Here is a 26,317-nt window from a genome sequence, read left to right on the forward strand (position 1 = left end):
ATCAATTATGATTCAGAAAGTTAAGCTAACAACACGTGAAGGTAAAAAAGTTATGGGCTACCGAGTTACTGTAACTTCGGATTTTCATTCTAATATAGAGAATATATGGGATAAAATTCAAGATGTCAATACTCTGAGAGAGATTTGTAAACCTAAAGCTAGTTTTATTGCTTGTGATGATTCTCCTATACAGTGGAAAGAGGGCAAAACTTTTGTTTTCAAAATGTACTTGCATGGATTTTTACCAGTAGGTAGGCATACAATTAATGTTGTCAAGATGGATAAAACGTCACGAGAAATAGATACAAAAGAATATGATAATACTGTAGTCATTTGGAATCACTATATTAAGATGGAAGAAATAAGCCAACAAGTAACCCGATATACTGACACTGTGGATTTATATGCAGGTTGTTTAACGTCTATTGCTGCATGGTGGACTTTAAAATTCTATAAGCATAGACAACGTAAATGGCAAAAGATAGCTAAGAGTTTATAAATTCATATAGAGCGATAAAAACAGAAAGCCATGTCAGATTGGGATTTAACTGAAAAACGTATATATAAATTGCTAAGACATCCATACCAATTAGATAAGTCTGTTGTTGAAGATATGGCTTCTGCTTATTTGGAATTTGTGGAGGAACTCTTTGATTACCTGAATAGAATAGGTGACAATAAAATACGTATTAGACAGCTTAATATGAGCTATATTGACTTTGGAACACTTAAAGCGTTGGAAGAATCATGTCCTACAGAAAACAGTAAGTTGAAATTGGTTTTTCTAGATAAGTTGTTATCGTTGATAAATATGGAACAGGAATTAATTTATCGACAGATGGAATACCCCAAATTCTTTATTAATATTGAATCTGAATGGAAATCACCATTTTATCTAAATAATGAAGTAATAAAACTCGTAGATATGATGGAGCTAGTTTGTGGCATTTTCTATATATCGGATGGTGTTATTCGCATAGATCATAAGGAAATCTTTCTTAGTGATGTGGCTCGTATCTTTGAAAAGATGTTTAATATAAATTTTGGTGATATTTATAAGAAAGAAAGTGCAGTAATCAAACGAAAGCCAATGAAAATAACTGAATTTCTCGATAGGTTGAAAGCTGCCATTATCCAGAAGAGTAAAGAAGAAGGTTACTATCATTCATAAAGTATAAAGTAATTTGATCTGAAAATCAATTATATACATGCAATTTATGGGGGAGTACCACTGGTATTCCCCTAACTTATTTGCACTCATTTGCCGAACTTTGCTTCATCAATCGATTGAAAACAAGAATGTTGAACTTAAAAATTAAGCAAAATGTATATAGATAACGAAAACTTCGAGAGGTGGATGGAAAAACTATCCAAGAAACTCACTGAAATCGGACAAGACTTGAAATCACTCATCAATACTGATACGGTACTAGATGATAATGAGAAGATTCTCGATAATCAAGATTTAGCTTTTCTCCTGAAAGTATCTTTCCGAACTCTTCAACGCTACAGAGTAAATAAACAACTTCCCTATTTCACTATCGGAAGGAAAACCTATTATCGGGCTGTAGATATTCGAGCTTTTGTTCGTGAACGTGCCGATTCTCAAAGCTACAAGCAGTTTGAAAAAGCCAATCAGTTGGATAATCAACCTTGATAGCAAAAAGTAGCAGAGGAAAGAAGCCTGTGTTCAGGCTATACCTTTGTGCCGTCACCCCGATTTAACACAAACTGCCTCACCTATCGGTTCAGCCCGTTTCGCTAAATCGAGCAAGAGGGAACTGGACAAGTCCTGTTCTTCCCTCTTGCCCTGCGGGGCAAAGCCTTCGGCTTTAGCGTGTTACAAGAACACGCTGTAATGACATCTGTAATAAGCATTTTCTTTGCAATGTTTATTATCAGGTATTTATCTATTCATATTTCTATAAAAAAGTAATTACCATGCCAAATAGCAGTCGAAAAACGATATTCACTACCATTTCCATAGACAAGGAAACAGCAGCTTTGGTAGAGAAGATATGCAAACGCTATTCACTGAAAAAGAGTGAAGTTGTAAAGTTGGCGTTCAGGTATATAGATAAGGCACATATCAATCCAACCGAAGCACCTGAATCTGTAAAATCGGAACTGGCGAAAATAAATAAGAGACAGGATGATATTATCCGCTTCATTCGTCATTATGAGGAAGAACAACTAAATCCCATGATACGTGCTACAAATTCTATCGCTTTGCGCTTCGATACTATCGGCAAAACATTAGAAACTCTCATTCTCTCACAACTGGAAGCCAGTCAGGAGAGACAAACAGCCGTACTTAAAAAGTTAAGCGAACAATTCGGCAATCATGCCGATGTGATAAACAACCAATCCAAGCAGATTAATGCACTTTACCAGATACACCAACGGAATTATAAAAAGTTACTTCACCTGATACAACTCTATTCGGAACTTTCTGCTTGTGGTGTGATGGATAGTAAAAGAAAAGAGAGCCTAAAAGCCGAAATCAATAATCTGATAAATACCTAGGATTATGCACATAGACTTTGCCCCACCATCAAACGGAACATATAATAATGCTGGTAGTAGTCGACAGCTAGCTAATTACCTCGAACATGAAGATTTAGAACGGATGGAGAAAGATATTTATACCGAAGGCTTTTTCAATCTGACAGAGGATAACATATATAAATCAGTTGTCATAAAAGATATAGATAGCAATATAGGACAACTCCTGAAAACTGATGCAAAGTTTTATGCTATCCATGTCAGCCCATCCGAAAAGGAACTCCGAGCAATGGGTAATACAGAACAGGATCAAGCCGAAGCAATGAAACGTTATATTCGAGAGATATTTATACCTGAATATGCTAGGAACTTCAATAAAAAACTATCCGCTTTGGATATAAAATTTTACGGGAAGATTCATTTTGACCGTAGTCGTTCAAACAATGAACAGAATATGCATTGTCATTTGGTTGTTAGCCGGAAAGACCAAACGAACAAAAAGAAATTGTCACCACTTACTAATCACAAGAATACCAAGATCGGAATTATCAAAGGTGGTTTTGATCGTGTGAACCTGTTTCAGCAGGCAGAGCAGGGATTTGATAAGCTATTCGGTTATGATCGTCAACAAACAGAATCGTTTGATTACCAAAATGTGATGAAGAACTGTTCTATATCCGAACAGCTTAATTTGCAGAAGCAAGATATTCAATCCGATGAAAGAAAAATAGAAGTTGATCAGAATAGTAATATTGAAAACAAAACAACAAGTAATCAAACTCTCAATCAAGAAAGCAATCAAGCATCCGATTCGTTTATCTCTTTTGTTTCGTCGGGAGCAGGCTTTCAGTATAACCTCGAAGAGCAAATATCAAAGCCTAAAAAGAAAAAGAAGAAAAGACACAATTTGTGATTTCTCTATCATATGACACATATCTGACTAAGGCTTTAAGCTGTTTTGCAACACCAATAAGCATATAATTATAAGAAAAATAGAGCAACAGCAAAATATTTTATATCTTTGCGGCTAATTTTTAATTTCTTATGAAGAGCGGTAGAACTAGTAAAATAGGAATTGATATATTTTCAGGTGCAGGAGGACTCAGTTTGGGTGCCGAGTGGGCTGGAATTACAGTTCGTTATGCCATAGAAATTGATGAGAATTCCGCGAAAACATATTCCAAAAATCATCCTAACACCCAAATTATAAGGCAAGATATATCAAATGTGGAGACATCAACTTTTTCGCATGAAAATATCTTTATTTTATTTGGTGGACCTCCTTGCCAAGGATTCTCTGTTTCCAATAGAAAAACTCGTACTGTTGAAAATGAAAATAACGGTTTATTTAAAGAATTTCTTCGATTTGTCGATGATCTTAATCCTGAATGGTTTCTTTTTGAAAATGTAGAAGGTTTGGTAAACTTTGACAAAGGTAAAACGTTACGATATATATTAAATCAATTTAAGAAAATAGGATATAAAACATCAGAAGCTATATTGTATGCTTCTGACTATGGAGTTCCACAACACAGGAATCGTTTTTTTATCGTAGGGAATAGAAATGATATTGATTTTGATTTTCCTCCCCCTAACGACAAGATTATTACAGTCGGAGAAGCAATCAATGATTTGCCAATTATTGAAAATGGCGCACATTGTGATGCTCTACCTTATAGAAATGATATAGAGTTAAGTGATTATTCTTTATTAATGAGGAGAAAATCGAATAAATCAACTCAAAATTATGTATCTAGGAATGCGGATTATATTATTGAACGCTACAAATATATAAAGCAAGGTCAAAATTGGCGTTCTATCCCAGAATTTCTAATGACAAATTACAAAAACAAAAACAATTGTCACAGTGGAATATATAAGCGTTTAGAAGAAGACAAGCCATCTGTTGTTATCTCTAACTATAGGAAAAATATGCTAATTCATCCATGGCAAGATCGAGGATTATCAGTTAGGGAAGCTGCCAGATTGCAGAGTTTTCCTGATGATTTTGTCTTTGAGGGAACAATTCACTATATTCAACAACAAATTGGCAATGCTGTACCCCCGTTATTAGCAGAGGCTATATTTAAAAAAATATTATCTTATGGAAAATAGCATGTGGAACGAATTAGACTTAGAAAAGATTTTACACGATAAATTAACAACTCGATTCGACAAATCTACAGCTGAGTCTATTTGGAGTGATTATATACAAATACGCAAAGAAGCGATAAATATTGCGGAGCAAATAAAAGCCAAAGAGCCGACATTAACAGATCATGGTCCAAAACATTTGGCTAATGTCATGGAAAATTCGTATAAGTTGATTAAAGATAAAATAAATGTCTTCACATGTGGCGATTTGTATTTCTTATGTACTATCATTATGTTGCATGATGTTGGAAACATTGAAGGACGAGAAAATCATCAAATAAAAATAACAGATATCTACAATGATATTAGAAAAGAAAACAGTAAATATTATCATGAAAGAACTTTAGTTCTTCAAGCTGCTGCTGCTCATTGTGGAGAATCTAAATTGGGAGACAAAGACACACTCAAACAACTAAGTGAAAGTTCGAACTTATTAGATGATAAATTAAGATTAAGAGAGTTAGCAGCGATATTACGTTTCGGTGATGAACTGGCAGAAGGTCCTCAAAGAACATGTGATTATATTATAAGAAGAGGGAGCCTAAGTTCAAAATCAGCTATATATCATGTCTATGCTCAAATCACTCGTGTTTATATAGACATTGATAGAATAGCACTTACTTACAATATTGATATAGAAAACTCAGAGATAAAAAAAGTAGGATTAAAAAAAATACTTAGCTTTATTTATAAAAGAATCATCAAACTAGATGAAGAGAGAAGATATTGCAAATATTATACAGAGATACTAACTCAATATAAACAAACTCATGTGACATTTAATATCACAAAAAAGGGGTTCCCTATCATTGATATTCCTGAAATTAGGTTAGAGGATAAATTTAATGTTTCCAGCAATAGCAATAAAGCGATGAAAGTATTCATTAATCAATATCCTCAATTGAAAATAGAAAATGTAGTAGAATCAATTCAAAAAGCGAATATATGAAAGCTATAAGTAATCCATTTGAATTTGAAGCGGCAAATAATTTGAAAGACGAAGATATAATTAAATTTTACATTGAAGATCATAATTATACTCGTTTCATCCGTTCTACCAAAAATATATTTATAGTAGGGGAAAGAGGAGCTGGAAAAACAATGACTCTTTTGTACAATTCATTTAGTATTCAATATAAAATTTCGCAAGGAAACAAAGCAATTGCAAATTTTGACAAAATAGGCATTCATGTTCCATGTAACACTCCTTTATTTCACAAAAAAGAATATCTATTACTAAAAGAAGAACATAAAAAATATATAATTTGCGAGCACTATTTAGTTCTTAGCATATTATTCAATATTGCTAAAACACTGTCAGAAATTCCAGAAATAAAAGATGGCTTAAGCAAAATAGATAATTATAACATACAAAATCTTCAATATATATGGGGAACTAGTCATGACTTTAGATCGGAGTACTTTTTTAATGACATAAGGACTTTTGTAAACAAAGAAATTAGGGAAACTCAAATAAAGATAAATACCTATGGCAATGATAGTTTCTATGAAACTTCATATTCTTTTTCTTCTTTATTATTGCCATTTTTCGATTTACTTAAAAGCATTCCATGCCTAAAAGATAGTCACTTTTTACTTATGATAGATGATGCTCATGATATGAACGAGTATCAGATAAGAACTTTAAATTCATGGATTGCGTATAGAGATCATTCTATTTTTAGTTTTAAAATAGCTATAGCAAGAATAGCAGAACTTGACAGACAAACAAGTTCTGGCGGAAGCATTTTAGAGGGGCATGATTACTTAACTATTGAAATGGGCAAGGATTTATACAATAAAGACTCTGATTTTTACAAATTTGCAAAAGATATAATTGAAACTAGACTTTCTAGAATAGAAATAAACATTCCAGCTGAAACATTCTTTCCTCCCAATAATGATTTCTTAAAAGATATAGAAGTAGCCAGAAGCAAAGCACGAATATTAGCAGAAACCAAATACTCTGAGCCCAAGAAAATTACGGAATATATAAAGAAATATCATCGAGCAATCTATTTTAGAGATAGAAGTCCCAAAGCCAACACCCCTCCTTATGCCGGTTTTGAAACACTTGTTGATATCTCAACAGGAATAATTAGAAATTTGTTAGATCCATGCTATTGGATGTTTGATAATATTGTAAGCGAAGATAATTTCGACATATCCAAATTAACAGAAATTAGCCCGGCAATACAAAATTCAATTATACAACAAAGAAGTGCTTCATTATGGACTATTTTAAGAGAAGGATTAGATAAGATAATACCCAATTGTTCAAATAAAGAAGGAGAGCAAATATACACGATGTTCGATAGGCTTATGATTCTGTTTAAAAAGAGACTTTTAGCTGACATTTCAGAACCTAGAGCTATAGTATTTACTTTAACAGGGGAGAAAAAATTCCCTCAAGAATATGAACATATCAAAAAGCTTTTAGATATATCTAGAAAAGCTCAAATGTTATACACTCGCATAAGCAGTGGAAAACAACTTGGAAGTAAAACGACTTATTATGTTCCAAATAGGATGTTATTACCTGATAGAGGATTAGATATTAAAGGACAATATTCCCAAGTACCTATTTCCGTAAAATATTTATACCAAACCATTACTTTAAATCAAGATTTGCCATTCTTTTTAGAGAATAGAAATAACGATTCTAGTAGTCACCAATTAACGCTGAATTTATGAATAAAATATTAATATTATTCCCAAGTTGGGAAGAAAGAAGTTTTTTAGGATTAGCAAAAATTGTTAGATCCAGACAGATAAATGTCATCTATGTAATAGAGAAACTAGATTCATTAAATAAGCAGGAAACGGAGAACTCTTTAAAAAGAATCAAAGAATTCTCTCGAAGTAATAACATTATTATTAATACAATAAATTTAGACAATGAGTTATTCTCTACATTTGAAACAATTGGAAAATCTATAGAAAGTATAGAACCAAATGATAAAATTACTATTGATATCACAACTATGTCTCGAAACATCATTTGGTCATTACTTTTCTTCTTAAAACAACACTTTTCAAAAGTGGATATAGTCTACAACTCCCCATTTGATTATTCAAATGAGTGGATTAGTCGTGAGCCTTCTAAGCCTAGATTGCTATTTAAACATTCAGGCATTATTAATCTAGAATTAAAAAACTGTCTTGTTATTGTAACTGGATTTGATGCTGATAGAACAAAGCAGTTAGCTCGATACTATGATCCACAAAAAATTATTTTGCTAATACAAGATGGAAATAAATTCAATAACAGTTTAAGAAACAAAAGTGATATTCATAAACAAATGTGTGAAGAACTGGGATATACAAACATTGATATACTAAATATTGATGCTTACTCTTCAGACTTAGGTTATTCAATTATAGAGGATGTTATTAGTAAAAATATACAAGATTATAATATTATACTTGCATCATTAGGTCCTAAATTATCTGCTATTTCTATCTACAAAGCATATATATGTCATCCAGAAATAGCATTGTCCTATGTTCCTTGCAATGAATACAATATTAATTATTGTACAGGAATTGGTTCAACATATGAATACAGCTTCGATCTAGAATGTTTAGTAGATTAAAATAGAATTATATACCCTATCAAGAAAAACTAACTACTCTTGCTAGTGATCTATATAATAAAATACTTTCGACTAATTTTGTATAGCATTAAAAAGTGGTTATCTTTGCCCTCAGTATTCTCCATGAGCAAACTACCGCAAAAGCATGTAGCAAATTAGTGGGATAATTCATGGGATATGCTTGAAGCAAAAAATACAAAGTTTTAAATATCAGCGTGGTAACTCTTTTAGGAGAATCCCAGGCGGATCACTGAAAACGAAAGAAAAATCAAGCAAATCCCTGATAATCAGACATTACCAGGGATTTATTTTTTTCCCTCAGTCCACCATTTTAGGCAGATTACAGCAAGAAAAGCAGGTGAAATAGGTGGACTTTATTGGGGTCCGATTACAAACGTCAGCAAACTGAATCATTCGATTATCAAAACACTATGAAGAACGGTTCTACATCCGACAAACTTAATTTAAATTAACAATCCATTATTTCCAGTGAAAGAAATATTGAAATAAAAAAGGAGTATACTATTGAAAACAGGAGAGTTATTAATCAAGAAAACAACCAAACAACTAATTCATTCATTTCTCTTTTTTCATTGGATTCCGATTCCTCTACTAAGTTACAGGAACAAATACCTAAAAAGAAGAAAAAAAACGTAGATTGTAATTTCAGTATTCAGACTAGTATATTTAATAACAATGTGAAAAGGTTATATATTCATGTACTATACTAACAATCAATATATTGAAGCTAATACACACATCATTCCATCTATTTTAATGCAACGTCTATCCTCTATCCACAAAAACATTCACTGATTATTACTGAATTTTGCATAAAATTCTATACCTTTGGAACTAAATTAATAATTAGCATTAATATTTTAATGGAAGCAAAAGACACCTCCAAACGCAATATATGGCAAAATATCCTTAATGAAAAGGTTGGATTATTGATTTCCTTAATTGGAATTCTATTAATCATACTAGGATTATATCTTTTTCTGATTCATGGAAGCTGGGCGAAATCATCAGTATTAGATGAAAGTAAAATAGGACAATTTGGAGATTTTATAGGAGGAGTTGTCGGAACTTTATTTGCACTTGCTGGGGTTATCTTATATTATGCAGCATTAGTTGATCAAAGAAAAGATTTCAAAACTAATCAAGATGCTTTAAATCTTCAAGTGAAAGCTTTAAATCAGCAAATAGTAGAATTTCAAGAACAAAGGAAAGAATTGGAGATTACTAGACAAATTTATGAACAGCAAAATAGAACAATGAAAATACAACAATTTGAATCTAATTTTTATTCATACTTAAATGTCTACATAACAATTAAAAACAATTTGAATTCCGGTTCTGAGCAAAAAGATTTTTTTAAAGATATCTACGACTTATTAGTTGATGACTTGTCAATTCAAAATAAATCCTTCTCAGATAGTCATATGTATATGATTGAAAAATACAATTGTATTTTTCAAAAAAAACGAGGTTTGTTATCTCATTATTTTAAGACAATATATAGACTATTAAAGATTGTAGATACTTCAACTTTTGTAACAGAAGAAAAAGTTTCTTATGGAAAAATCATAAGATCTCAATTGACTGATTATGAATTGTTGATATTATATTATAACTACCATACGTCATATGGGGAAAAGACACGTTCTTTAATTCTTAAATATAACATATTGAAGCATTTACAGACTTTATCAAAGATTGAATTTGAATTTAAATATTCTTTTAAGAGCGAAGACGAAAAAATTAAAGCTGTTTTCTTTACATCATGGCTCAACAAATTACTAACAGAAAATATTAATCATGGATACGATATTGAATATACAGATAAACTTATAGTTGAAGAGGTATGCAATATTTATGATTGTATTGTGGGGGTTTATATCGACGACACAATCGAAATAAAAATAATATTTGACAATAATAAAACAAATAAAATTCCATTTAGCATAAAAGAGTTCAACTCATTTATTTGTCATTTTTTATATGATAGATTATTTTATGACAGATTTTCTATTCCAAGTGGAGATGAACTGATAAAATCCATCATCAATGAGGATGATAGAACAATATTTGCGTATAAAATAGCAAGCGAGCAATCAATAATAATTAATTCTGACAAATTTTAGCAATATGGGTACTACAGTAAAAGAAGATAAGTTTATCAAAATTTTTAAAAGCAGTTTAAAGATTGATGCAAGAACAATATCAATAAAAACTCTTCTGAGTGAAAGAAATCTACGCCGAATCAATTACACACCATATTATCAAAGGAATTATGTTTGGGATAATATTAAACAAACATTTTTTATTGAAAGTGTTATTTTAGGAACTGAAATACCTCCACTAATCTTCTTTAAAAGTGGAATGAAAATGGAAGTTATAGATGGAAGACAGCGATTTGAAACTCTTAAAAGATTTAAGGAAAATGACTTAATATTAAGTGGTAAAGGCTTAATGACTTTGCCTGCTTTAGCACGCACTTCATTCAATAAAATGGCACCCGAAATTCAAGATATATTCTGGAATTCTAATATTAGAATATTTGAATTTGAAGTTATAAATGAACCCAATCTAGATCCAGAAATTGAAGATAAAATAAAAAAAGAAATTTTTAGGAGGTATAATACAGGTATAACGCCTTTGACTTCAACCGAAGTAGATAATGCCAAATATAATGATGACAAATTATCTATATTATTCACGAAGTATCTCAAAAAAAACAATAATTTTTTATGTAAAATGGAAGAATGTTTTTTTGGGAGTGTTTCAAATTCAGCTGAATTAGTTGTTAATATAGTGAATTATATTAGACGGTGCTATACACTTAGTTTTTTTCCTATATCAAAGTATGCCGCAGGAAGTGATAGAACAGAAACTTTAGATTTATTATATGATTTTACAACACAAAATATTGAAGATTATGATAGAGAATTTAAACTGTACAAATCACAAATAGATAAGGTGATTTATATTTACGATAAATTATCTCAAAAAGATGAAAGACTGAAGAATAAATATATATATGAATGCCTATTGTGGGGAATAAGAATATTAGACAATGAATCTATTGAATTAAATTTAGATGATCTAATAGCAAAAGCTCCCAACTATTACTCTAAAAATATAGATATATACTCTAACTCAAATCCTCATTATTATAAAAGTATTATCGATAGATTTAGTGATACCGCTATTTTTCTAAAAAAGATCACTAACTTTGATTTTGATATATATTTAAAAAACAACGGATTTAAAGACACTGTCAAAGATATCAAACAAACAGAGCAAGCAGCAGTTAGCACTATAGAACAATTATCCAATTTGAGAACCAATAAACCAGCTCCAATTTCAACACCAATAGATGAAATAAAGAATGATATTAAAACAAGTAATTATTTGGTAAGACCAACTTACCAACGCCAAGAAAAAATCAATCAATTAAAAGCTTCATCTATTATCGAGAGTATATTGCTTGGGATTAACTTGCCTCCTATATTTGTATTTAAACGTACTAGTGGAATTAAAGAAGTTATTGATGGACAACAACGCTTATTATCTATTATCGGATTTTTAGGAGAACAATATAAAAATGAAGAAGGGAAATTAGTAATTTCAAGAAATAACAATTTCAAATTGAAATCCCTAAAGATATTATCAGAATTAAATGGATGTAATTATTCAGACTTAAATATTGATTTACAAGATAAAATATTAGATTTCACAATTGACGTTATAATAATAGAAGAGAATATTAATCCGAAATTTGATCCAACAGATTTATTTATAAGACTAAATAATAAACCTTATCCAATTGAGCAAAATTCCTTTGAGATGTGGAATTCAACTATTGATAAAGACATTGTTCAGAAAGCTAAAGATGTTACAAAAAAATACTCATCTTGGTTTTTTAGTAAAGAAAGTAATCTAAATGAAGAAAATAGAACTGATAGAATGGAAAATGAAGAATTGATTACTATTTTATCATATATTTCGTACCATGGCAGATTAAATTCCTATGAAAAGATATTGGGTTTTTTCAATAGACAAGATAGAATTACATGCCGTCTTAAAAACAAAAGTGGAATGACCGATTTTTTATCAAAGTTAGAAAAAGAAGCAAATGAAAAAATTATATTTGTGAAGTGTATCGAAAAAACCGATCGACTCATAAACTATTTTGGCAATTTATTTATAGAAACTCCAAATAAAGAATTATTAAATAATTTCTTCAATGTAAAACAGGCATTGACATTTAGGCGATCATATCAAGATTTCTATATTATATGGCTCATTTTAGATAGTATTTCATTAGCGGAAGAAAATGATTTCAAAGAAAGCTTACTATCAGATATTCGTAGTCTACTATGTATATTAAGAAATGTAAACGGCGTATCCGTTAACGAGAAATACTTAAATGATTTTATTGGTAATATGGAAGCAATTCGCAGTAAATATAAAAAAGAAAATTAAAAAATAAAGTAAGCATTCGGTGAACCCCGTCTTTTTTTGAATAATTCTTTTCTTTACTTTTGCTAGTTTTTCGGTAAGCTCCCGATAAAGTCCCCGTATAAATTATAGAATCGCTATATACATCTAATAAGTTTATAGCGATTCTATGTTTATAATATTCTTTTCATTAGAGTATTGTTAGATTTCTTTGGAGTTTCTCAGTTTCCAGTAATTGGGTAGTAACTCTTTTAGGTCTTTTCCCTTATTCCTTGTGTAATATGGCAACCAGGCAATTATATCGGTAAGCCATTCTCTGGGGTTAACTTGCGATGCTTTGCATGATGCCAATAATGAACAGATGACAGCTGTGTTTTCCGCCGCCTCATGATTCCCGCAAAACAAGAAGTTTTTTCTCGATAAAGCTATTGGGCGGATTGCATTTTCAGCCAGATTATTATCAATTTTGAGCCTGCCGTCTTTGAGGTAATTTCTCATGCGTGGCCAGAGGGTATAGGCATAGGCGATGGCTTGTCCCATCCGGCTTTTAGGAAGCACTTTCGGATAGGTTGTTTCCATCCATTGTTCCAGCTCGTCAAGAATAGGAAGAGCCTGTTCCCGCCTTTTTGACATTCGCATTTCAGGGGATATTCCCTGTATGTCGGCCGCCTGCTCTATCCGGTAGAGTTCCTGTATTTTGGCCAGAACGTATTCAGCCTGAGACTTATTTTCCTCTTTGGCGGTCTCATAATGACGCCTGATATGGGCAAGGCAACCCACAAGGCACACCCCTTCCTTACCTTCAAAGACGTTGTAGGCCGCATAACCGTCACTTTGAAGATATCCTTTAAATGGTTCCAATAAGTTCCGTGCCGTTTCCTGTGAACGGGAACCGTCATCATAATGAAAGAATACTAATCCGGCAGTTATCGCCCTGACCATCCACAGGTATTCCCTGACAGCTTTGTGGCTTTGCTTGTTGATGACAGGCAATGTGGTTTCATCCACCTGGATGTAATCGACTGCCAATACCTGCTTCTTGAGTTCATCGTACAAAGGCTTTAACAGCTCACAGGCGGGTTTGAACCAGCCATGAAGCGTGTTTTCCGGGATTTTCAAACCTAAGTGATGGAACTCCCGTATCTGACGGTAGAATGGAACGTGATACTCATACTTTTGCAGGAGAATTTCTGCCAGCAGACTGGCACCCGGAAGTCCCTTATAAATAGGCAACAGTGGAAGATCGGCTATTACGATACCACCCTGATGTTCCTGGGGTAAAGCGGTATTGTCTTTCAGTCCATATTTGGGACGTATGATTTCCTTTACATATAATTTACCCGGTTCAAACTCAAGTGTACGCGTACGTTCCTCGCCAATCCGTTTATACTTTGTAAGATCCAGGTCTTGCGGTTCTATGACAACTTCCACAACCGGAAGTCCTTCCAGCAGTTTACGGTTCTGCCGTTCTTTCTTTTTAGTAACCATAGGTGTTGTAGTTTGTCCGACTACAGTTTCTTCCAAAGGTTCCGGTTCTAAGGATTGAGCCGGCTGTTCAAACAGGGATAGCTGATTTGGGTCCAGACGGGATAACTTTTCACTCTTACGACCAAAAAGTTGTCGGTTCAACCACGCTACCTGAGCCAGGAGTTCATCCAGTTTGTTTTGTAACTGTTCATTCTGCCGGGTCAGCTCTCTGATGGACTCAGACTGACTGGCGTTAGTCTGTTGGAGTGTGGCTACCAAAAGTTCTAATGTTTCTGTCTGAGTCATTATTTATGAGGATTTTGAACAATACAAAAATAAGAAAAAACTCTTACTTAAACAAGGTCTGGTCCATTGAGTTTCATTGTTATATATCACTTTTTCGTAACGCCTTCAATCGCTTGAGCCTCTTAGCGGATCCGTTATTGATTCCTTCCACCATCATGACCAGGTCACGCCACTCCATGGGGTATGATTTGCTTTGCTAATCATATTCGGGCAAGCGGAAGGTTCCTTCCTCCAGCCTTTTTATATACAGGACAAGACCGCCATCTTCCGCATGCAGAAGTTTCATCGTGGTCCGCTGGCGGTTTATGAAAATGAATACGTCACCTAAACGGACGTCGTAGCCCATCTTGTCATGAATGACTCCACATAGTGAATTCATGCCTTTGCGCATATCTGTCTTACCCGGGCAAAGGAAATACCGCATCGTATCATTCAGGCAAAACATGATGACCGCAAATTTGAGTGAGTAATTGCATGGCGGCATGGGATTCAGCCATACCACTGAAGCGGGCTATTATGCCACCAGGAAACTCTATTTGAATCTCCCCGGATCCCATAGCTACTCTATCATAAGACGGGTTGGATGTGGACGGGGAGGTCAGATTGACAGGAGCGAACTCTCCGGAAGAGGATCTTTCCCCATGATAAGGTCGTGAGAGACCAAACTTTCCTTTCCAATAATAAAAACTAGATTCGGTATAGGCTTCATTGACACAGAAGTCTTTTATTGTCAAACCGCTTCGTTGCTGACGGGATAGAATTTCTAAGAATTCTTCTTTGCTCATTTTTCGCATAATCTTTTTTGCGCAAAGATCGAGCGAAAAAAGATACTAGACAACGGGGATTTTATCGGGGGCTTACGTTTAAAACACTACTAAACATTGGTTACGAATCATAGTGAAATTTTAGCTACTCACACTAGAACGGAAAATCTCTTATCAATACAGATACAGTACTAAATGATAATGAGAAGATTCTCAATAATCAGGATTTAGCCACGCACAGGCGTAGCGGTTGGAGGATAGAAAAAGGCCCCATTTACACCCGTGATGTTTACTGGTAATATAAAAGCATAAAATCAGACATAAGGTCTTTCTATATAATACTTACCATTAAAATTATGCTTATGAATGTATTGTTAAACATGAGGATATTCGGATTATTCACCGGAACCTCACAAGAAGTAACTAACAATGAAATGCAAGAAGCCTATGGCGAATTTGTCGAACAAGTTAGAACTATAAGTAATAAAAATGATTATTCAGCAACTTATCGGATTCTTACAGCTACCCGCATCGAGATAACTTTACTCGAAACAACACCTCTTTACAAGCAAGGGGAAAAATGCGCTTAAAAAGCAATTTTCACAAAAGGCACAGGCTACTATTACCGCAGAAATGAAACTGCTGAATCTAAAAATTCAGTACCCCAACCAATTTCAAAATAGACTAAATAGTTTTCCACCTTCATCACTCTATTTGACCGACAATACCAACCTAGTTGAAATCATGGAGTTGGTTAGGGGAGTAGACATATTACACCCCTAACTTCTCTGCATCCATTTGCCGTACTTTGCTTCATCAATCGGATTGATAATAATCTGGCAGAAAACTCTCAAAAACTCTAAATCGTCTCTGAATGTTTTGCTAGTTTTTCTAAAAGAATCAGAAATACGTGCAAAGATAGAGGTCGAAGACTATAGAAAAAATACGGGGTTCACTGCTTACACACAAAATTGTGGACAGTGCCTTTCAATACGGATGATACCATAGTCTTGAGGCAGGGCCAATGCCAGTAGGTGGCCAAAAATTCCTTAACAACATATCCGTCTCCACTCAGGATATTCGGGTAAATTAAATTCATTCCCATTGATACCTCTCCAACAGATTATATTCGGATGCATGAAAAAATATCAGCCATCCGAATATTTGAAGAATTAACAATAAATCAACGAGAATTCCTATTACGTTCTAAAAATCCACCTAATGAACATCCACAAAAGCCCTCATAATCACTGGCTAGACCGGGAGTTGCTGATTCAAATATATTATTGTCTTGCATATAATCGGTTAATTTATTAAAAGCAGTCAACATATATTCATGGTTCGCCCAATTACCATAAGTATCTGATAGAATGCCTTCTGTTCCTGTGTTTTCCAGAATTGTTTTAGTATACTCCCCATCCACTTCAAACACAATATATAACCACTTCAAAAAATCGACAAGTAAATCATACAACTGTACTTCCCGGGGAGAAAGCTCCATGATATTTATAGACTTCAACCTTTCATCATCCATTTCTTTCTTACGATTTTTTAATATGACAACTAATGAATCGGCTGTTTGATTTAAGGAGTCTTTTATTAATGAATTTGGTATTCTTATCGTCTCATACCCTTTTTCTAAAGAATATTTAGTACGCTGCAAATCGACTAAAGCTTGTTTTGAATCTATATTATGATGACTTCCATCCACTTCGATATTAATTCTAAAGCGAGGTATTGCAATATCAATTGTTTTATGCCCATCGAATTTTTCTATTTCTACCGGCACATGTCTCTTTTTTAATTCTAAATATAATCTTTTGGCATACTCAGTTGCTTTCGTCTTATTTGTCAACCAACACTGACACACTCTACATAAAGGGAAACCATGATTTCTGATAGAATAATCATATACTTCATCATATAAAGGATATCCACATTTTAAGCAACTATGCTCAACAAACATTTCCATAGTAGTTATTTTAAAAATTATTTTTCCTTTTTTTATGTCACAAAGATAACATCTTTCCGTGTAATCTAAGCAAAAAACCGAAAGTATATAAAAAAAAGGAAAGCCTGATTGGTTTGTTGTCTTTCTCCCTACCAGTATGCTTCCTGCTGTTCCATGACGCTTTTCTTTTGCCAACTCTCGTGGACAATATGGATTATCAGGACAAAAAAAGATACCCATATCAGATATCCGATAATAATTTCCTGTTTCAGTTTTGCCCATATCATCGGGTGTTTGTTTTATAGTTTCATTACGTTTCCCTGATGATACAAGCAATTATGCATGTTTCATGACAAGCAGCCAACTTTCCTGTTCTTACTTTTGATGTTTACCTCTTTTTCACTCCAAAACAAATGATGGAGAGTGGGGGTTGGGGAGGGAATAATCATTAATTAAAAGAACAGTGTGATGAAAATGAAGACATTAAAGGAGGCTATTGTGGCACATGCGGAGGGGCTGGGGGACTTGTTTAAGTTCTCAGCGGAACATACGTGCTGGAGTATGCTGCATAGTTTGGAGAGGTTTACGGATATGGAAGTGCTGGGGGCTAAGGAAGTGACGGCGGGGGTATTTCTGAGTTTTGAACATTATTTGTTGGCTTCGGGGTGTTCACAGAATACTTCGGCGTGTTACTTTCGGGCGTTGCGGGCTATTTGCAGGGAGGCGGAAAGGAAAAAGGAGCTGAAGGATATACGACAGCTTTTTAACGGGATTTTTATGGGGTATGAGGAAACGAGGAAACGGGCGTTGAATATTGAACAGCTTCGGGCGGTGGCGGAGGTGGATTTGGAGGATGCACCAAGGTTGGGGATGGCACGGGATCTGTTTATTCTTTCTTATTATCTGAGGGGGATTCCTTTTATTGACTTGGCTTATTTACGGAAGACGGATATTCATGATAATGTGCTGTGCTATCACCGGAGTAAGACGGGAAGGGTGCTGAGTATTACGCTGGAGCCGTGGATGTGGGAGATTATTGAGAGGTATAGGTGTGAGAATCCGGATTCACCTTATCTGCTGAGAATTATTCGGAATCCGGGGAGTATTCTGGAAGAGAGACGACAGTATGAGAGTGCTTTGCGGCTTTATAATAAGCATTTGTACCGGTTGTCTATCCAGTTGGGATTGGGGGTGAGGCTGACTTCTTATGTGGCCCGCCATACTTGGGCGACATTGGCGTATAATGAAGATATTCCGGTGTCTAAGATTAGTGCGGGGTTGAGTCATGCTTCGGAAGAGATTACGCATACTTATCTGCGATCGTTTTCTACTGAACAACTGGCGGTGGTGAATTTGCAGATGGCATCGCTGATTAATCCTGCAGCGGAAAAACAGTGGAAAGGGAAGAAGAAAGAAATAGGGCGAGATAAAGAGAGAAAAAGCTCTAAAAATAAGCTTCATACAGGCGTTCCGATTCCCGGTAGGAAACGGAACGATTCCGGCGGTAAAGGAACTGTTTTCAATTGAGATAAACAAGGAAAACCGGAAATACTTATCGAAGTTTCCCTATTTTCTGTAAAAAATCGGTTAGTTTACAACATCAGACACGACAAAAACAGCTCTCTTATCCTGAAAGTTAGATTTTGTCCGGAAAAGTCATGTCAAGAAATGGGATATTGCTGTAATAATATGATATACTGCCTCGAAAGTCCTTTATATAGATTAGAAAGCTTTCACTTTTTTTATTTGAAGATACGACTCCCCTTACCCATACCTCAATATGGGGGAAGCTCATTATAAAATTGAAGAATACAAGGAGGAAAAACGAAGAATTGTCCGCCTTTTTAAAATGGAAGATGAGTATTATCCGCCTGTCCTATGCTTACGCCGCCGCTTGTTCCGTTTCCTACCGGGAATCGGAACATCCTTAACAAAACAGACAATAATCTACATAAAAAGCAAGCGCTATGTTAACACTCAGAACCAAACTCGCCCTGGCAGTACTACACGACATCCAATATAAGGATTATCAGTTGAGCACTTCCTTCAATTATTCCCCTTCCGAAATAGCCTATCTGTTGCAGGCTCTCTCAAAAGGACATATGATTACGCTGACGGAGAACCAACCGGACAACCTGCCCGAATCTTACCGCCTTGCCTGCGAATATCATAAAATCAACCTCCTCTCCATTCTTGAAGCATTGGGCGAAGGTATCTACTTCAACCGTCCCAGCGATGAGGATTTTTATTCCTGCTACGGGACAACAGCCCGTAAACTGGGTATCATCAACCAAATGACACGTATCTATCTGATGGAGATTTCCATAGCCGAACTTCCCGTCAGTGAATGCCTGATCGGCAATCATGCCATAACAATGCCGTAACCCGCATCCGACACGCCAATATAAATCCGAATTACCCATGAAACGACTTTATCTGCTGATTCTGTTACTCTGTACGGTGAGTACCGCTGTCTTTGCCCAACGTGTGGCATTGCGCACCGACTTGCTGTTATGGGGAACCACCACTCCGAATGCAGGAGTGGAAATCAGCATCAACCGTCATTTCACAATGGTACTGAACGGTGCTTACAATGCATGGAAATTCGGTAATGATATGAAACTGAACCTTTATCTGGTGCAACCGGAGTTGCGTTATTGGCCCTGCCGCAAATTCGAGGGGCATTTCTTCGGCGTGCACGGACATTACGCTTATTATAATGTGGGGCAGATTCCCTTTTTTTCGGGCATGGAAGACATCATTTACCGGGGCGACCTGTATGGCGGGGGCATCACCTACGGTTATCACTGGGTACTGGGCGACCGCTTCTCCGTGGAGGCCGTGATAGGTGGCGGCTACGCCCGCATGGAATATGACAAATACCGGTGCGCAGGCTGCGGCGAGCGCATGGGACATTATAAAAGGAATTATTTCGGGCCTACACGGGCCGGTGTGTCACTCATTTATTTCATACGATGAAAGTTATGGTAATTCTCTGCTGCATACTCTGGTTCTGCACCTCCTGCACGTTCGATTTTGACGAGCCGCAGGTGTGTCCCTACAATGTACGGCTGAATTACCGCTATGCCGGAAGACCCGATGCCGGACAGCTCGCCATGTATGTGGACAATATCCAACAGTTCCTTTTCGATGCGGACGGGGTGCTGGTGGATACTTGGACATTGCAGGGCGACAGTCTGGAATACTGGCAGGGAGAATTACCTCCCGGACACTACACCCTCGTGGCATGGGGAAACCAAAGATATGAAAGTGACATACTACCCCCGCCGCAACCCGGTGTGACAAAAATCCGTGAACTGGTAATGACCTCGGCCACGAGAACACCCGCAGGAGGATACCGGACCAATACCGAACGGCTCTATTACGGATATGGCACATTCGAAGTTCCCGCCACAGGGGTTTCAGTGAACAGGATCGTATACCTGACACACTGCCACGCCGTGCTCCGGATAACCGTACATTGGGAAGACGGTTACTATCCTGCGGAAGGAACGGGCGGATATACGCTCCGTATGCGGGGCGTGCCTTGCGAATACGGTTTTCCGGCAGGTTACGACATACCGCTGGCCATGGGCGACGGGGCTTTCACATTCCCTTCCATAGGTAGCCCGGTGACGTGGCACCAGACCCGGGCGGCAATGAACTACAATGACGAACTGACGGGGGAATTGGTGACGTACCGCCTAACATCGGGATCACACCCGTTGCTAAGTATCTACCGGGGCGATGAAAGGATTATGAAGGAGATAGACCTGCAACTATTCTTTCGCAAGCTACCTGTCAGTCTGGATGAGAACACGGAACAGGAATTCGACCTGTTGGTAACCATAGGGCGGACGATTGTGGTAACGCAAATGAATGCGTCGGACTGGACGGAAGGAGGAGGACTCGGATAAATTGAAAGTTGAAAATTAAAAATGAGGCATATAAAGAAAATATTAGGAGGCTTGGTTGGGGTACTGCTGGCGGCGGAAGCATGGGCGGGCGGAACTCCGGTACTCAGTTCGCATGTCTTTACGCAAGGGGACAGTCTTCATATAGAACTGCTGTTGAATCTGGACGATACAAAAGCAGGGAATGCGGAGGCTTACCACTTTACGCCCGTGCTGCGCAGTGCGGGACGCTTGCAGGAACTTCCGGCAGTGGTGGTGAGCGGGCGTCGTCGTGCCCGTGCCGATCACAGACAGCAGGTGCTCCAACCCACACCCGGTTATATTCCTCCTTACCACACGCTTTATGCCCGAAACCGGAAAGACAGTATCAACTATCATGTGTCCGTCGCTTACAGTCCGTGGATGGAACATGCCTCGCTGGTGCTGATGCGTGAGCAACGGGACTGTTGCCGGATGAAGATTCTCGGAGTGGAGCCGCTGATGGCAGACCTTGATTTGGCAAGCCCTTTCCGGGTGCCGCAGGGGCAGATAATGATTTCACAGGGGCAGGCAGCGGGTTCGCAAGGACAAGTAGCGATTCCGCAGGCGGTTGTGGAAAGGCAGGAAACGGGTGCTACCGACCGACGGGAAACAAAGGGCCGTGCAGACTGCATGCCCTGTGCTGAATGTACGGCTATGGTGACTTACCTTACTCCCGAGGTGGAAACACAAAAACACCGTTCGGAAAGTGCCACCTTATATATAGACTACCCAACAGGAGTGTATGATGTCCGCCGGGAGTTCCACAACAACCATTCTGAACTAGAGAAACTGGACAGCCTGATGCGTCCGCTCATCAAAGGGAATCTGGCAAGCATCTCTGATATTTCCATTTGCGGCTACGCTTCGCCTGACGGAACATACAAAGACAATGAAATACTTGCTTCCAACCGCGCCCGCTGTTTCAAGGAATATATGTGCGCAACGTATGCGCCGGGACACAACCTTTATAAAGTATCTTCCATACCCGAAGATTGGGACGGGCTGGTGGAATTGCTGAAACAGCATCCCATGAAACATGGTGAAGAGGTATTGACTCTTATTTCACGGACAGGCATTTTCGAAGGACGCGAAAAACAGTTGATGGATATGTATGGAGGAAATATATATAGGGAACTTTTGAAAGACTATTTCCCGCAATTAAGGCGCATACGGGTTACGGTGGGTTATGAAGCCCGCGCTTTCAATATCGAAGAGGCGGCAAGCCTGATATACACACATCCCCGCCTGCTGTCATTGCAGGAGATGTACCGGGTAGCCGCTTTCTACCGCCCCGGCACGGAGCAATACCGTGAAGTTTATGAGATAGCCGCTTATCACTTCCCGGACGATGCATTGGCAAACATCAATGCCGCTTCGGCGGTAATCATGGCAGGCGACCCGATAAGTGCCCGGCAATATCTGGATAAGGTAGCGGACGATCCGCGTGCATGGAATGACTTCGGTGTGCTGGCTTATCTGGAAGGTGACCGGAAGAAAGCGGAAGAATGGTTCCGCAAGGCACTGGGCATAGAGCCGGAAAAGGCGAGGAAGAACCTGAAGAAAATGAGGAATGAGGAATTAAGGATAAAGTATAAAGTATGAAGTCTGAAGGATAAAATATAAAAGATAAGTAATGAAAATAAATAGTAACTACATAAAACACTACAAGTTATGAAAAGATTAGCTAAATTCTTGCTACGCCTCTCATTGGCGGTGCTACCATGCCTGACGGCAGCTTGCACCTCGGAGGTGGAAACAGTAGGCGAAACTCCCGGAACACCGGAGAATCCACAGGCCAATGACCCCAATCGCCGTTCGGTGGTAATCTCTTTGCAAAACAAGTTGATTCTGGTGAGCGGTACACCGGAAAACCGTACCACCATGACCCGTGACGGCATAGCCGAAGACGATGAAAACCGTATTGAAAGTTTTGATATTTACGCTTTCGGCAGTGATAAAGAAGAAGGGCCTTACACTTTTCAGGAACGCTTTGCCTACCGTGCGGAAGCCGGTAACCTGCCCGCAGGCACTTCTCCGCTCGACCTGAAATCAGATGAAGCAGCCGGAAAAGTGAATGTGGTGTTCTATCCCCGCAAGGGCCTGTTCACCAAGTTTTATTGTGTAGCCAACCAAACGAAAATGAATGATACGACAGGTCATGAGTACATCGACTATATACCGTTGCAACAGAGTTCTCAACAGGCAAGCACGCCGGGCGATGCAGTAACGACACCCGGCATTCCCACCGAGAATGACTTTATCAAACTGAATACCCCGTTATTGGAACCCACCGGTTTCAATAACGATATCCTACTTGCCCCACTGCCCATGTCCGGTGCCAACGGGCAACCTGTTGACTTGCGAGAATACAGCATGGGGAGTTATGTGCGGCTGAATATTTCGCTCACCCGTGCCGTGGCGCGATTTGACGTGGTGAATGATGCCGTAAAGTCTCATTTTACTATTACCGATATCAGTATGGGCAACGGACGACAAGGCGTAACACTGTTTCCCATTCGGGCTATAGGCGACGTTCCCGCCACACCCGGACAGTTGATTACATATCCCTACCGTCCTTTTGACGGGCTGAACGCCAACGCAGGAACTACTACCAAAGCTTTCTATTGCTACCCATGCAAAGCAATGGATGACGGATTCCTGATATTGAAAGGACTGTATGCGGTGAATCTGACAGACGAGAAGAAAGAGGTTTCTTATCGCATCCCCTTCGAACGGGTAAGTGACGGTAACGGCACACGTATTGAAATTAATCATAACCATCGCTACACAGTACAAATCACAGAGGCTGATCCTTTTGAACTGACAGCCAATATCCGTCTGGTGGACTGGGAAACGGGCGATTATATTGACGATTATGAACCAGATAACGGGCTGGATGCCATCACCGTATCCGAACTGTTGCCTGACGGTGAAACCACCTATGATGTCAACACCAATATTGTCACACTGGCACTTAAGGTAGGCAGTGGTTTCAATATATCCACTGGTTCCAATGCCGGGGTAGAGGCAAAACTAAGCTATTACGGCGGAACTACGGAAACCGAATGGCTGGAATTGGAAGAAATACCCGTCACGGTTACACGTGCAGGCGGCACACAGCAAGTAAAATACAAAGTATCTTTCAAAGAGGACTACATGGGCGACAGCTATCCCCGCGGCATCCTTCGCCTGATAGACAAAGCGGGAAGCGATGAAGAAGTGATATTGATAGATACCACCTTTGGCGTACCTACCGTAGAAACCACAGCCGGTACAATGAACCCGGATGGAATAAACAACTGGGATGCGGCAGTAAATACACTCTATCTGGTACAGGCAACCGGTACTAACGTCTCTACAGGTGCGATAACCGTCAAATCCATAGGTGGCAGCAAGATAGAACTTCCCGCCGGTTCGGGCATCACCGTCAGTCCGGCTTCAAGTACAAACACCACACAGGAATACACTTTCAAGTGGGCAAGTACGGATGCCACCGACCTGACGGAGAAAGAATTGGCCATCGCTCTGAAAAACTACTCGGATGAAACAAAAATCGGGAATGTCAAAGTGAAATTGCTGCCCAACCGAATCAGTAACTTACAGTTAACAAATGCAGGGACAGGTATCAGCCTTTCGGATATAACGGCTACTACTGCCACGCTTACCATGCCTATCATCAAGGACAGGCAATTCACCATCACGATGGATAGTTATGACAAAGCCACCGTCAGTAAATGTCCGGCATGGTTGGAAAACATCACACCGCCGACCACACGTAGTACCCCAGAGAGTAAAACCACAAGTTTTACCTTCAAACTGATAGAGAATGCAGCGAATTTCGATGATACGCAAATCGTGTTTACTAATGCTGGAGGCATAGGTATGACGGTGAATATAGCACAGGTATTCCAAACACCTACAGTTACACTCGTTGGCAATCCATTACCAACAGCCAATACTTACAGTGGGACCAGAATGACTGCCAAACAAGTAAAGAGTGGGGCTACTTCCACGTATCAGATAAAGGTGTATTCGCTGGGAGGGAATGACTTTTACAGTGCTAACAGCAACTTCATATACAGTTTGGCAAGTACTGAAAGCAACTCCACTAAAATTTACCGGGTAGGAATCAGGGCAAACACTTACAGTGCTAACGGAACATTCAACTTCGACATCCGGAATCTTAGAGACGCAAACAAGAAAATTACCCATACCATAGAATATGTGTCTTCACGCCCCACTATGCGCAACAATAGTCCTTCAAATTGTATAGAATATAATGTATCCGGCGATGCATCTGCCAATTTTTATGTAAGGAATGACATTAGTGACTTGTATGGAAAGACTTCACTTTCTTTCTCCATCAATTCTCCGGGTGGATTGAAGACACCTTCTTATTTCAGTGGTAATTTTACGATAACCAATACACATGCTTGGAGCATCTCCGAGCCGTGGGATACATTTCAACTGGCTACTTCCGGAAGAATTAACATGAGCGGCGGAAATGCTGGAAACGTATCAATAGGTAGTTACACTTTCGAATCAAAAGCATCCGCTTATTTTCAAAATCTAACCATAGCGTTCTATAATAGATTGCCTATTGGATACGGAGTGTGGGCAACCAAGATAAATGGAGTGTATTGCGCAAGAGCAGCAACATATATATACTATGAATCTGCCGTTGAAGAGATTGCTAAAATGGGAAATGGTTGGTCAATGCCTGGTTGGCCAAATATACAAGGACTCTTTGGGATTGGCGACTGGTCAGAGAATAGGTCAACAACCAAAACCTATATGTCCTATTTTTCCAGTGCTTTCAGTAAAGGTAAATGTTATACTTCAGATTATTCATATACTTCAGATAATTCAAAAATACTGAGATGCGGTATAGAAATCAGTAACATAAATACGGGAAACAACACCGCCACATATAAGTGGGTATTAATGGATATATACGCGGAAGGTGACTATTACGCGGTTGCTATCCATTATTAAATGGCTTTGTCCCGTTCGTTCGTCCCGGCGGATTTGCAATTCGTACTTTGACATGTTGGAATGATTTTTTTTGTGAAATACCCTCCCCGCTTTTCTCCAAGAAATTCATTCCCTCATGCCCTAATTACCCAATTTATTAACCCGGCAGAACTACGGTTTTACCGACATTACTAATTA

General features: G+C 37.9%; 22 protein-coding genes and 1 pseudogene. 19 read left to right on the forward strand and 4 right to left on the reverse strand.

Annotated elements, in window-relative coordinates; all coding sequences use genetic code 11:
• Nucleotides 1–7: 7 nt before the first annotated feature.
• The 11 genes from HMPREF9447_RS21570 (at nucleotide 8) to HMPREF9447_RS21620 (ending at nucleotide 12,746) form a co-directional block, all read left to right on the forward strand.
• Entirely contained in the window at nucleotides 8–499 is a 492-nt protein-coding gene (locus tag HMPREF9447_RS21570; RefSeq protein WP_009131910.1) for a hypothetical protein, read from the forward strand.
• Between the two features lie 30 nt (nucleotides 500–529).
• A complete protein-coding gene (locus HMPREF9447_RS21575) occupies nucleotides 530–1,171 on the forward strand; it encodes an RteC domain-containing protein (RefSeq protein ID WP_004293691.1) in 642 nt (213 codons plus the stop codon).
• Between the two features lie 153 nt (nucleotides 1,172–1,324).
• Nucleotides 1,325–1,657 carry a helix-turn-helix domain-containing protein gene (locus HMPREF9447_RS21580; RefSeq protein WP_009131911.1) on the forward strand — a complete coding sequence of 111 codons (333 nt, stop codon included), beginning with the start codon at nucleotides 1,325–1,327 and terminating at the stop codon, nucleotides 1,655–1,657.
• A gap of 284 nt (nucleotides 1,658–1,941) precedes the next feature.
• Entirely contained in the window at nucleotides 1,942–2,526 is a 585-nt protein-coding gene (locus HMPREF9447_RS21585) for a BfmA/BtgA family mobilization protein (protein ID WP_009131912.1), read from the forward strand.
• A 4-nt stretch (nucleotides 2,527–2,530) separates the two neighbouring features.
• On the forward strand, nucleotides 2,531–3,418 hold the full coding sequence (locus tag HMPREF9447_RS21590) for a DUF5712 family protein (protein WP_009131913.1): 888 nt from the start codon (nucleotides 2,531–2,533) through the stop codon (nucleotides 3,416–3,418).
• Nucleotides 3,419–3,549: 131 nt separating this feature from the next.
• Nucleotides 3,550–4,620: a DNA cytosine methyltransferase gene (locus HMPREF9447_RS21595; RefSeq protein ID WP_009131914.1), complete on the forward strand. Its 1,071-nt coding sequence runs from the start codon at nucleotides 3,550–3,552 to the stop codon at nucleotides 4,618–4,620.
• Complete coding sequence (locus HMPREF9447_RS21600; protein WP_009131915.1) at nucleotides 4,610–5,608, forward strand: HD domain-containing protein; 999 nt, start codon at nucleotides 4,610–4,612, stop codon at nucleotides 5,606–5,608. Before HMPREF9447_RS21595 ends, HMPREF9447_RS21600 begins: the two co-directional genes overlap by 11 nt.
• Nucleotides 5,605–7,353, forward strand: coding sequence for an ORC-CDC6 family AAA ATPase (locus HMPREF9447_RS21605; RefSeq protein ID WP_009131916.1), 1,749 nt, complete (start codon nucleotides 5,605–5,607; stop codon nucleotides 7,351–7,353). Before HMPREF9447_RS21600 ends, HMPREF9447_RS21605 begins: the two co-directional genes overlap by 4 nt.
• Nucleotides 7,350–8,255 (forward strand): hypothetical protein, encoded by a 906-nt coding sequence (locus HMPREF9447_RS21610; protein WP_009131917.1) that lies wholly within the window; start codon nucleotides 7,350–7,352, stop codon nucleotides 8,253–8,255. The genes HMPREF9447_RS21605 and HMPREF9447_RS21610 overlap by 4 nt, the downstream gene beginning before the upstream one ends.
• An 884-nt stretch (nucleotides 8,256–9,139) precedes the next feature.
• Nucleotides 9,140–10,402 (forward strand): putative phage abortive infection protein, encoded by a 1,263-nt coding sequence (locus HMPREF9447_RS27480; protein ID WP_009131918.1) that lies wholly within the window; start codon nucleotides 9,140–9,142, stop codon nucleotides 10,400–10,402.
• Nucleotides 10,403–10,406: 4 nt separating this feature from the next.
• The gene (locus tag HMPREF9447_RS21620) at nucleotides 10,407–12,746 is read left to right on the forward strand and encodes a DUF262 domain-containing protein (RefSeq protein WP_009131919.1); all 2,340 of its coding nucleotides are present in this window, start codon (nucleotides 10,407–10,409) and stop codon (nucleotides 12,744–12,746) included.
• A 177-nt stretch (nucleotides 12,747–12,923) separates the two neighbouring features.
• On the opposite strand, the gene tnpC is transcribed toward HMPREF9447_RS21620, so the two are convergent.
• From tnpC to tnpA, 3 genes are all read right to left on the reverse strand, one after another.
• Nucleotides 12,924–14,495, reverse strand: coding sequence for an IS66 family transposase (tnpC, locus tag HMPREF9447_RS21625; protein ID WP_009131920.1), 1,572 nt, complete (start codon nucleotides 14,493–14,495; stop codon nucleotides 12,924–12,926).
• 196 nt (nucleotides 14,496–14,691) lie between these two features.
• Nucleotides 14,692–14,979, reverse strand: a complete 288-nt coding sequence (gene tnpB / locus HMPREF9447_RS29160) for an IS66 family insertion sequence element accessory protein TnpB (protein WP_316929691.1) — start codon at nucleotides 14,977–14,979, stop codon at nucleotides 14,692–14,694.
• A complete protein-coding gene (gene tnpA / locus HMPREF9447_RS21635; RefSeq protein ID WP_009131922.1) occupies nucleotides 14,924–15,289 on the reverse strand; it encodes an IS66 family insertion sequence element accessory protein TnpA in 366 nt (121 codons plus the stop codon). Before tnpA ends, tnpB begins: the two co-directional genes overlap by 56 nt.
• 134 nt (nucleotides 15,290–15,423) lie before the next feature.
• Here tnpA and HMPREF9447_RS29460 point away from each other — a divergent pair.
• Nucleotides 15,424–15,492: pseudogene (locus tag HMPREF9447_RS29460) on the forward strand (helix-turn-helix domain-containing protein); the annotation flags it as partial.
• A 129-nt stretch (nucleotides 15,493–15,621) separates the two neighbouring features.
• The gene (locus HMPREF9447_RS21640) at nucleotides 15,622–15,849 is read left to right on the forward strand and encodes a hypothetical protein (RefSeq protein ID WP_009131923.1); all 228 of its coding nucleotides are present in this window, start codon (nucleotides 15,622–15,624) and stop codon (nucleotides 15,847–15,849) included.
• Between the two features lie 593 nt (nucleotides 15,850–16,442).
• Here the strand turns inward: HMPREF9447_RS21640 and HMPREF9447_RS28605 are convergent.
• Nucleotides 16,443–17,492 carry an endonuclease domain-containing protein gene (locus tag HMPREF9447_RS28605; protein WP_208860742.1) on the reverse strand — a complete coding sequence of 350 codons (1,050 nt, stop codon included), beginning with the start codon at nucleotides 17,490–17,492 and terminating at the stop codon, nucleotides 16,443–16,445.
• Nucleotides 17,493–17,678: 186 nt separating this feature from the next.
• On the opposite strand from HMPREF9447_RS28605, the gene HMPREF9447_RS21650 reads away from it, so the two are divergent.
• The 6 genes from HMPREF9447_RS21650 (at nucleotide 17,679) to HMPREF9447_RS27490 (ending at nucleotide 26,140) form a co-directional block, all read left to right on the forward strand.
• Entirely contained in the window at nucleotides 17,679–18,737 is a 1,059-nt protein-coding gene (locus tag HMPREF9447_RS21650) for a tyrosine-type recombinase/integrase (protein WP_009131926.1), read from the forward strand.
• A gap of 440 nt (nucleotides 18,738–19,177) precedes the next feature.
• The gene (locus HMPREF9447_RS21655) at nucleotides 19,178–19,594 is read left to right on the forward strand and encodes a hypothetical protein (protein ID WP_009131927.1); all 417 of its coding nucleotides are present in this window, start codon (nucleotides 19,178–19,180) and stop codon (nucleotides 19,592–19,594) included.
• Nucleotides 19,595–19,631: 37 nt separating this feature from the next.
• Nucleotides 19,632–20,189, forward strand: coding sequence for a DUF3575 domain-containing protein (locus HMPREF9447_RS21660; RefSeq protein WP_009131928.1), 558 nt, complete (start codon nucleotides 19,632–19,634; stop codon nucleotides 20,187–20,189).
• Nucleotides 20,186–21,127, forward strand: coding sequence for a FimB/Mfa2 family fimbrial subunit (locus HMPREF9447_RS21665; RefSeq protein ID WP_009131929.1), 942 nt, complete (start codon nucleotides 20,186–20,188; stop codon nucleotides 21,125–21,127). The genes HMPREF9447_RS21660 and HMPREF9447_RS21665 overlap by 4 nt, the downstream gene beginning before the upstream one ends.
• A 21-nt stretch (nucleotides 21,128–21,148) precedes the next feature.
• Nucleotides 21,149–22,747, forward strand: a complete 1,599-nt coding sequence (locus tag HMPREF9447_RS21670; protein WP_009131930.1) for a DUF3868 domain-containing protein — start codon at nucleotides 21,149–21,151, stop codon at nucleotides 22,745–22,747.
• A 69-nt stretch (nucleotides 22,748–22,816) separates the two neighbouring features.
• On the forward strand, nucleotides 22,817–26,140 hold the full coding sequence (locus HMPREF9447_RS27490; RefSeq protein WP_009131931.1) for a hypothetical protein: 3,324 nt from the start codon (nucleotides 22,817–22,819) through the stop codon (nucleotides 26,138–26,140).
• The last annotated feature ends 177 nt before the right edge of the window (nucleotides 26,141–26,317 follow it).

Origin of the sequence: Bacteroides oleiciplenus YIT 12058 (assembly GCF_000315485.1) — a bacterium.
Classification (GTDB): Bacteria; Bacteroidota; Bacteroidia; order Bacteroidales; family Bacteroidaceae; genus Bacteroides; species Bacteroides oleiciplenus.